The sequence below is a fragment of the Shewanella colwelliana ATCC 39565 genome (genome assembly GCF_000518705.1).
Taxonomy (GTDB): Bacteria; Pseudomonadota; Gammaproteobacteria; order Enterobacterales; family Shewanellaceae; genus Shewanella; species Shewanella colwelliana.
In genome coordinates, this window is record NZ_JAEC01000041.1 from 25,205 (window position 1) to 35,093 (window position 9,889).

Here is a 9,889-nt window from a genome sequence, read left to right on the forward strand (position 1 = left end):
CCAAGATGAAACACTATCAGATTCTATTAATCTCTCTCTTTTTTTGGGCCCCTACCCTAGCCAACTCAGCCCATGCTATGCCGCTTAAATTTGTATTTCATGACTTTGCCCCATTTAGCTACCAAGATGAAAATGAGAAACCCGTTGGTATTCTCGTTGAACTTGCTCAGCGCTTCTGTCAAGAGTGGTTAGAACCATGCAGTGTTTCCGTGTTACCTAACCGACGAGCAAAACATCTGTTTGCCGCAGGCGAAGTGCAGGGGATCTTTTTAGGTTGGAATCCTGAGCGCGCCACCAGCATGTGGTTTTCTATCCCCATGGTGGAAACAGAATATGGTTTCTATTCCTTGCATAAACTCTCATTTAGCTCATTAACACAACTATCGGGTAGGACTGTCGGTGTTTACGGCCCCTCTAACACCTATACCTCATTGATGTTACAGCAGCAAAAACTCTCCCAGCTTAACTATGAAAAATTTAAAACAGCTATCTATCCCCAAGGGGATGAATTACCCCTTAAGATGCTCAATAAACGCCGCTTCTCGGCGTATTATGTCAATAAGGAGGTCGGGCGCTATTATGTGGAGAAGCTCGGTCTAAATAACCTTAACTATTTAAGCACTCACAAGCATATCTACTACTGTGTCGCCTTTAACATGGAGCACACCTCTGCTGAAACCGTCAAAACCTTTAACCACGAGTTTCAACGCTTATTAAACCAAGGTAAGTTAGCCGACATCTACCAAAAGTGGCAGATGGAACCCGCCTACTTAGATCCCATTATGTATCCAGAAATGAACATGCCCTATTAATCTAGACGCCAACGCAAGTCATTACGGGGATACCGAATGAAGCGAAACCGGTAACACTAACTGACGACTTTTTGATGTCGAGACTTAATTAAATAACGCAGTGGAACCTGCGAGACCAGCATGCCGACTAACATTAGAGAACAGCCAAACAGCGCCCGGTTATCTAAACTCTCTCCCAAGAATAGAATGCCACCCATAACAGCAAACACTGCCTCTAAGGATAAGATAATCGCAGCATGAGCTGGGTGCGCATTCTTCTGCGCCACCACCTGCAAGGTATAAGCAATACCCACAGATACGATGCCAGCATAAGCTAATGAGCCCCATGCAGCCGCCACATTTTCCAAAGTCGTGACCTCTATAACCGCCGACACCAATAAGCTCAATACGCCACAGAAAATAAACTGTAGCTGTGCTAACAATAACGGGGAGTGTTTTTTCGCAAAGTGATCAATAGCCAGGATATGCATCGCCCAAAACAGCGCACCAATAAGCTGCAATCCATCACCTAACCCTATGCTCATATTATCTTTAATACTCAGGAAATAGAGACCGATAACGGCGATGGCACATCCCACCCAAGTGTTAAGGCCAGTTTTATGCTTTAGAGCTAAACCTAAAATCGGCACCAGCACAATATAAAGCCCAGTAATAAAACCCGCATTAGCTGCCGTGGTGTGCAGCAATCCTACCTGCTGAAATGAGGCAGCAACAAACAATATGGCCCCCAAACAGAGTGAGCCTATAGCGAGTGAACGCTTACCGCCCACCACCAAACGCTGTTGGCGATAGAACCACACCACTAGCGGTAACAAACTCAATGCACCAATAAAGAATCTCAACCCATTAAACATAAAGGGAGACAAGTGCTCCATGCCGAGCGCTTGGGCGACAAAACCAAATCCCCAAATGGCGGCAGCGAGCAGTAATAGAAAATTTGCAGGCAACAGAAGACCTTTTTAAAACATGAACGAGTTCACCAGACTACTGGTAAGCCCCCCCTTGTCTAAGGGAATAAAACAGGAAAAACAAAAAGCCCGCCTGTCATAAACAAGCGGGCTTTTATTGATAGGTGAGTTGGCCGATAAGACAACTTAGCCGACTCACGACACTCGATTTTATTGAGCTTCATAGTAAGTAACCACTAATGTGTGTAACAACCAGTGTAACAGACCGTGTAACAGAGTTTAATGGTTACTTATTGTTCGCTATTTAATTTCCAAAAAACGATTCTCAATAGCGTTAAGATGTTCAACAAGATGACTGAGAAGCTCATCTGTCTCTTGCTCATTTGTCAAAGCTAGAGTGGTTGGCATATCAACTTTGGAAAACTTGATTCTCTTCTGCTCACTGGTTTCATCATTGTAATAACAAACAACCCAATCTAAGTCATTATTGCAATATGCATTCCCTTTTGGAAAGTGCTTACTGAGACTAGCTTTCATGTCCCCTTGTCCAAAAATCTGACCATTCTCATCAGTAATACGAAGACCGTAATGAACCCAATCATATAAGTTTATGTACATCCAGATCTTCATACCTTGGAAGTCAGCAATGGGATACCTCAAACCAATGTTTTTATTATTTTTACTGTTTTTATAATAGTTTACAGCAATCGCCTTTATCGACTTTCCACCATAAACTGCTACATTCCGTTCTTTTTGCTCTAACTTCTCATATAGGCGCATCCAAAAGCGTTCTTGCAGAATAATTTTGGCTTCTACAACAGCCTGCTCAATCGCTAATGCTGCGGTCAAATCATCTTTATTCGAAGCTAATTCCTTGCCTAAATTCATTTCAAACTCCCTTCGCTGACCTGTTAATGCTTCTAGTAGTAGTTGATATTGGACTAGCGCCTCTCTCAGAACACTTTTCATAGCTGATTCTTTGATACAACAAGATATCCAACTGATGATCTGATTATGAAATGAAACCCTCTCATACTGGCTCTCCAGTAAGCCATTTAAACTACTTTTGCTGGCTGCTTTACCATCTAATGTCAGGTAAAAAAGCTTCACTGTCTTTCCCACCCCCCGCTTTTTGAGAGCTTCATTGTAATCATAGAGTTGCTTATGCTGGTCCCCAGCATCAATCTTCATCTCTATACCAATGAGATAATCTGAAGACTCTAGTACAAAGTCCACACGTCTACCTTCCCCAGTGCCATCCTCTCTAGTAACTTTGAACACTTGCGATTCAACATCTACCCCTAGGACAGTCGCAGCAAAGAGATTGAGAAAAGTATCACCCATTTCATGTCGGCCGTTGACAGAAAGCAATTCATATAAAAACCTTGAGTGCGTTTCCACCTCTTTCTTTCCAATATTTAAGATATTAAAAATATTGAATTTTTCACCATTTCTGTTGGATTGTTCTTCATGAAATTGAAGTGCTTGGTATGTGTGCTGCAATAGCTTTTGAATTGGATGGTAACTAGCTGGGATTCCATTTTCCGACATATTGATTTCCTTATTTTCAATAAACAAAACGCTACTACCTGGCTGGAATATCTACAAGCCCAACATACTCCATATGAGATCTCTCGCATATATCAAACTAACTTAACGATAATAGTTATTATCATTAAGTTGGCAAGCCATTGGTAAACCGTGTGTTTTATGGCATATACAGGCTTAACTTCACGGTAACCGTAAGTTACAACCACTTCACAACAGGTTCTAATTCGGCTCTACCTAGTGAACTTGGAGCGATTAGGCTATTGCCACTATATCTCGGTCAAGTACGAGCATAATGATTATCATGAAGTCTCACGATGACAGTCTCTTAGCTTCCAACTTCGCTCTCTTGATATCGCGTATCCAAACCACTGTGCACTAGCTCCACCTCACAGCAGCTCAATGCATGTCATTCACAGACTATCGACTCTCCATTTTCTACTATGTGAACGTTATCAAAATAGCTTGAAAACTTGTCACTGTTAAGAGTATGAATAGGTACTAAAACCTTGGGTGATATATTACCTGCGAAGCTCTGTAAGTGCTCTAGGTAAGCATGACCGCTCGTATGAATGTATTGCCATGACTCCTGATATTTATTGGCTATCTCTGCAAACTTAGGCTGCTTACTTTGATAACCTAACCACATAGAGTAGATAAGTTTAGGTTTTGCCCCTTTTTCTTTAAATGAGTCAAGGTAGGGGTCATTGCATAGGGAGATAATCTGAATACGTAGTTAGTCCCCTTCAGCTTACTAAGATTCACATGGCGGTTGCTGTATCGCAGGAAATCATCACCAAACTCAGACTTAATGATAGCTAATTGGGATTGAGGAAATATCACTTTTAGGTGATCATTTTTATGTGGTGGTAAGCTAGGGGAGTACTTCTTTAGCGCCTCAAGCAAGTAAAGTTGGTATAGATCGATAACTAGCTTTTTTCCTGTGCGTTTAGTTGCGTTATAGAGGCTTACAATTCGATCAATATTGCTACCTGAGGCTGAAACAAAGGCTGGCCCATCACCCTCATCAAGGGCCGAAACCATAGCCTCTTCAACCGAAACTTCAGTAGGAAATTGTTGCGAGTGTCCTCCATCAAGGGTCGTTCCCTCAAGCAGCATTAGATCAGGCTGCTTCACATTTTCGTAGATGTAATCGCTAACCTGTGACTTTCTGCCATGCCCACGAAAATCCCCAGTGTAATATACCTGCTTACCATCAACCTCTATTAAAAGACTACATGCGCCAAAGGCTGAATGATCCATTAAAAATGCCGTCACTGTGAATGGACCAACTTGAAATGGTTTTCCAGGTGAGAACTGTCGGCACTGTTCCAGTGAACTAAATCGCAATGCTTCAGGGTAAAACAAGTTGCCAATGGTCATCATAGAGTAACTACTATCTGACAGGTATATGTTTGAGCTTTTAGGTAATGACCTCAGCAGACCATAATGATCTGGATGTGCATGGGATAAGAGATAAGCCAAAGGAGGTCTAGTATCTTGCTGTTGAATATCAAGCAAAATACCATTTTCCATCGATGGGCTTGAAGCCAAGTCCGCATCAATCGATGCTCCTGTGCTATCCATGAGAGGAGCACCGTAATCTAACACAATGCTATCTTCGCCATGGATTATTTTTACGCAGCTACCACCAATGGTATCTGCTCCACGCAATATAGTTACTGAGGTCTGTGGCATTAAAGCTGCTCCTTACTCTGAAGTTTGTAACAGCTACCTTCAGTCATTATCTGCATTTTCACTTTGTTCCCAGCGACTTCGCTGTTACTCAGTTTCTCTTCATGAGGTAACCAACTGCTTTGTTTATCCTTCTCTTTGTTGTAATACATTAATAACCTAGGTTCACAATCAATGGCTAACCCTAAATCACCTGCTGCAACCTGTTGAATGATTGGCGATACAGCCTTCCCTGCTAACTTAGCTATCTCAACCTGTACTTCACAAGCAGTAACATACGCCTCTATTAACTGTTGTTGTCGGTGAGTGTCCGTTAAAAACTCGCTATAACGCGCCAACTGCTCAAGTACCTCGGGGCTTTCACTATTGCTACGACATCGCTTATCAGTCGTGAGCTTCACCTCCCAAAAAACAACATGTGCTAAATTGCCTTGTCGCTCTAGTGAAACGAGGTCAATGCGGTAACCACTACCAGGTAGCCCCATCTCCATATCGATAATATTGTCATTTATAGCGGTAACTTCTTCGACAAAGTTTTTTTCAATACCGTCATACTTCTTTGCACAATCAATCCACTTTTCTAACGTCTTGCAGCCTTGGTAAGTTGCACTGTCACCCTCTTTTTCGGGGTTAATAATACTTGCATCATTTCCAGTTAATCTGACATATTTTTGCGTCTTGGCATCCTCAAAAACATACTTAATATGTTGTTCTGAGTACAACTCTTTTTTCTGGTTAAAAGCAACCTTCGCAATAGCTTGCCCCCTATGATAAAAATTGAGGTAGTTTTCACGTACAGCCAAGCGAAGCCCATAGTCATCTAATTCTTCACCAGCAGGCTTGAGCCTTTGTAGAAGGTCCTGCCACCACTCGGGGTTTTCTTTAGGTAAATGGTTAAGAGTAAATTTTCGAGCGAAAGGTTTTGTCATAACTATTTCTCACATTCCGTTAGAGTTATAGAGTTAAAATTCGGCTTTTCAGCGCTAGGGTTACTACCTGGGTTAGAAATAATCCTGTTTTTAAATTTACTAAAGCGAGCATGGGGCTGATGAACATGGCCGCATAGAACATACTTTGCCTGCAACTCACCAAACTTGATGGCGGCTCGGATATCTTGGCACCCCCAGTCTTCCCCTCCCTGCTTAGCGACTTTGAGCTTAGATGGCGGGACGTGGTGTAGTAATACGTCACAATCTCTAAATTGATGAAAGTTAGGACTTTCGTATGGTATACAGCCAAAGTGAAAACCACCTATCTCGACAATATTCCCATCAAGGTAGAGATGATCTTTTTTCAACCTGCTAAGCCACCGTGCTGATGGCTGCTCATCATTTTCAAACTCTATCTGATCATGATTACCAGAGCAGATAAATGTAGGAATACTGAGTGTAAGCGTCCACCGCTTGATCCACTCAATTTGCTCCTCACTGTTGACTGCCTGATTCAAAGAGTCATCAAGCAGATCACCACTAATACACAACACATCATAATTGCACGACTGCTCTGCTACCCACTCAAATTGAGCTTGGTTAAAATGCAGATCAGATACGTGAAGTACCTTCACCGAACTGCCAAGAGCTGACTTAATATCATGAGTCATCTTAAGCTCCTCCGATAAGTTAACAGGTATCGGAAGCCGGTTCAGGCTGATTGATACAGAGCTGCAGCGGCTTGAACCCGCACAACCTCATTCTCACTATCCAGAGCCTGAATTAGCGTATTTCGTACTTTATTTTGTAGCTCAAACTCTGCTGTCACAGGTTCTTCGGATAAATGTTCAGCAACTTCAAGGAACTCACCCATCGCTGAAGCATGCTTAGAAAAATTACATACCGTTTTGCGTGCGCCTTTCAATGACCTCAAAACACCCGGTGGAAGGAGTGACTTCTTTACTGTCATGATATGTTCAACGGCCACACCATGAGGGTTCCCTTCTTTTGAGTTATCTCGATTCATATCATATTGTGGGGATTCGACGGTACGAAACAGATGCATACTTTCAACATTACTTTCTGATGGACTCAACACTATTGAGCCAACCTCGATATGTAGAAACTGCTCCACTTGAGAAAGGTTATGTGCATTGATCTCTGGGTATTCTTGAGCCAGTGCTTGCTGTAATTCATCTCTACTCAAGCCCCTTAGGTCCTGACCACACGGCCACCCAATTGAGACCCTTCCCTTGAGAAAGTCAGACTCTCTATTAATTCCATGTGGTTTCGGTCTTATGTGATATACGGTCATATTGGCACCTCCAAGTCAAAAATAGTCAGGACAACTACTAATGACATTTAAGGTAGGACAACTAAAACACGTTGTCAACAGTTAAAACCACTCGTCATGACTTTTTATGACTTTTACTTTGAGGAGGGGTTGGAGTATGTGGGGGAAATTCCGAAAATATCTGACACCAATACTTTCAGAATCAAAAATTGAACCGAGGAACCTGGCCAATAGCATTTACCCGTACTAGATACCACATGGCTAAAGGTTAATATACCTAAGGTTAATTACTGTTACCGTTAAGTTGAAGTTAACCAAATTCTCCCGCCATAGATATAGCAAAACTTTGATAACACCAGTAAGTCCACCCAAATGAATATCTGCAAAATAATGACTAATGTCGTGCTCCGTGTCGTGGTCAAGTCAGTTTGTCTTAATTAAACTGGCTTCAACACATCACCTATAGAGTTTGAGATGAACCAAAATGTCGAGTTGAGTGCCCTCGCTGTAAAGGCTGTGCGTGAAAGACGCCGTATGACGCAAGAAGATCTGGCTGAAAAAAGCAACATGTCTGAAAGGCAGATCCAACGCATCGAAGATGCCAGTAATACAAGGCAAACTAAACAAGGAAATGCTGAGCGAATAGCTGAAGCACTTGGTATATCACTGGACTCTTTATTGCAGTCTCCTGATTCTGAACGGATTGGTTGGGTTGTCACTCAGGAAGGTAGGTTCATGGGAGTACGCCATGAAATTCGCTCACTGCTAAGCGAAATCAAGCACTCAGCCATGCCTTTTGAAAATCAACCACGTGATTCAACAACATTATATATACAAAGTAAGACTTTACCCTGGGGAGTAACCATAGAGCACCATTTCAAAGGCGGCAATGAGATGAGCTGGGAAATTCGGCCTGTTAAGTATGATGAAGATATAGGACTCCTCTGGACTGAACCAGATGCTATGGACGATATGCTCTGGGAAATAGATGTCGCTCAACTGCTCTACGAAACGGCCTATGACGTGATTATCGATGGCAAGCCTGTAGTCCCGGATGATATTAAGCCTCAATACCAGGTGAAGTTCTTCCACCAGGAAGAAGGAGCAGCAGAGAGGGTATTCCAAGGCTATCAGTTGATCAAAGACGACTCAGACTTAGCTATTTCTCTAGGCATCTGGCTATCAGAACGTAAGACCAAGGTACATGCCTCGCTCTGTTCCACGTTACTGGGCACACTGCAAATTGAGTCAGGAGCACTGGATAATGTAAGCCTCGTTGTTTCACGGGTGTGGCAAGACAGCGATGGCCAGTTACAGCTTGCACCGTGGACATATAAGCACCGTGAATCCCTTGTAACTTCAATCAATAAGCGACACGTTGACAAGCAGGGTCCTGCACACGTTACCTATTCAGAACCTATGCGCTATAACAGAACTGTTACGTCAATGACTCCTGCACTGCCTGCATAAAATGGTGTTAAATGAAACTGGCTGGTATCAAAAGAAACATTGTTATAAGTGACGTTCCTTCACTTTTATTAGGAACACCAAATGAGGACAAATCAATGAATACACTAAAAAATGGACCAAGCAAAACAGGAAACCCTTCTGGACCTAGTAGAGGAAACAATCCAGCAAGGCCACCTAGATAATAACGGTACAGCAATGTAAATAAGGACAAGAACATTTCTTTGAGGGCGTGTTCTTGTCCGTGTTTATAAATTTTAACATCACAGGAAAACAGTCAAGGTTCGTGTACCACTGGAAACACCATGGTAATTGTCGTTACCATTAAGTTGGCTTAACTAGCATACAGCTACTACAGATATAGCTCAGACATGAAAAGCCACTACTCGTTTTGTACAAAAGTGTGCCCGCAATTCTACTTAATTATCCCCCGTTAATTATTAAATCTATGGCAACGACTAATTATGCAGTTCAAATAACAATCAAAAAGCCGATTGAGTTATCGTCTGTCTATCTGCACACGCTTCTTCCTTAACTTAGCACTCAACACGAGGTACACAGTAATCGGGGGCATTAGGGTCACCACTTCCCACGCAGGTACTCAACCCAAATATAAGTAGGAGTATCAACGCCCCTTGAATGATACGTGCCAATATCATGGCTGCTGCATCACCAGCTTTACGTTTAGCTCGCTTTATTCGTTCTTCATGAGTAGGTAATGTACGGAGAGACCAATCTAATCCTCCATCATTACGTACTATACAGAAACAGCCTGTGCCATCATTAAAACGAACGTGAATATCGACCCCCCCCTCCTCCCAAACGTGTCTTTCTTGCATTCCTTTAAAAGTAACTTTGTGGTAAGCCCCTAGAACAATAGACACTTCATAGAGTTATAATGGACCAAAAATTATGAGGTGTTACATGCGCGGAAAACGTTATCCCGATGAGTTCAAAATTGAAGCCGTCAAACAAGTCACTGAACGTGGTTATAAAATCGCTGATGTGGCAGAAAGGTTAGGTATCACAACTAAAAGCTTGCACAACTGGATTAACAAGTTCGATAAACCAGAGAAGCAACACATCACCATCGATAATCAGCAAGACGAAATTCGTAAACTTAAAGCGGAGCTTCGGCGAGTTACTGAAGAGCGAAATATACTAAAGGAGGCCGCCGTGTACTTTGCAAGCGAGTCAAAGAAAAGTACACGTTCATAAAGTCTCGACTCGACCAAT

At 42.4% G+C, this 9,889-nt stretch carries 9 protein-coding genes and 1 pseudogene; 3 read left to right on the forward strand and 7 right to left on the reverse strand.

What is annotated here, in order from left to right:
• Positions 1-5: 5 nt before the first annotated feature.
• Complete coding sequence (locus L876_RS0115375) at positions 6-812, forward strand: substrate-binding periplasmic protein (RefSeq protein ID WP_028764614.1); 807 nt, start codon at positions 6-8, stop codon at positions 810-812.
• Between the two features lie 56 nt (positions 813-868).
• On the opposite strand, the gene L876_RS0115380 is transcribed toward L876_RS0115375, so the two are convergent.
• The 6 genes from L876_RS0115380 to L876_RS0115405 form a co-directional block, all read right to left on the reverse strand.
• Positions 869-1,759, reverse strand: coding sequence for a DMT family transporter (locus L876_RS0115380; RefSeq protein WP_028764615.1), 891 nt, complete (start codon positions 1,757-1,759; stop codon positions 869-871).
• 261 nt (positions 1,760-2,020) lie between these two features.
• The gene (locus L876_RS21905; RefSeq protein ID WP_051413158.1) at positions 2,021-3,271 is read right to left on the reverse strand and encodes a PDDEXK-like family protein; all 1,251 of its coding nucleotides are present in this window, start codon (positions 3,269-3,271) and stop codon (positions 2,021-2,023) included.
• 636 nt (positions 3,272-3,907) lie between these two features.
• The gene (locus L876_RS21910) at positions 3,908-4,966 is read right to left on the reverse strand and encodes an MBL fold metallo-hydrolase (RefSeq protein WP_248674638.1); all 1,059 of its coding nucleotides are present in this window, start codon (positions 4,964-4,966) and stop codon (positions 3,908-3,910) included.
• Complete coding sequence (locus tag L876_RS0115395; protein WP_028764616.1) at positions 4,966-5,892, reverse strand: hypothetical protein; 927 nt, start codon at positions 5,890-5,892, stop codon at positions 4,966-4,968. The genes L876_RS21910 and L876_RS0115395 overlap by 1 nt, the downstream gene beginning before the upstream one ends.
• A gap of 2 nt (positions 5,893-5,894) precedes the next feature.
• Positions 5,895-6,563 (reverse strand): metallophosphoesterase family protein, encoded by a 669-nt coding sequence (locus tag L876_RS21915; protein ID WP_028764617.1) that lies wholly within the window; start codon positions 6,561-6,563, stop codon positions 5,895-5,897.
• A gap of 41 nt (positions 6,564-6,604) precedes the next feature.
• Positions 6,605-7,099 carry a hypothetical protein gene (locus L876_RS0115405; RefSeq protein ID WP_248674640.1) on the reverse strand — a complete coding sequence of 165 codons (495 nt, stop codon included), beginning with the start codon at positions 7,097-7,099 and terminating at the stop codon, positions 6,605-6,607.
• A gap of 579 nt (positions 7,100-7,678) precedes the next feature.
• Here L876_RS0115405 and L876_RS0115410 point away from each other — a divergent pair.
• Positions 7,679-8,656 (forward strand): helix-turn-helix domain-containing protein, encoded by a 978-nt coding sequence (locus L876_RS0115410; protein WP_162149006.1) that lies wholly within the window; start codon positions 7,679-7,681, stop codon positions 8,654-8,656.
• Between the two features lie 533 nt (positions 8,657-9,189).
• Here L876_RS0115410 and L876_RS0115420 read toward each other — a convergent pair.
• Positions 9,190-9,492, reverse strand: coding sequence for a hypothetical protein (locus L876_RS0115420; protein ID WP_028764620.1), 303 nt, complete (start codon positions 9,490-9,492; stop codon positions 9,190-9,192).
• Between the two features lie 85 nt (positions 9,493-9,577).
• Between L876_RS0115420 and L876_RS0115425 the strand changes: the two are divergent.
• A pseudogene (locus L876_RS0115425) lies at positions 9,578-9,889 on the forward strand (transposase); the annotation flags it as partial.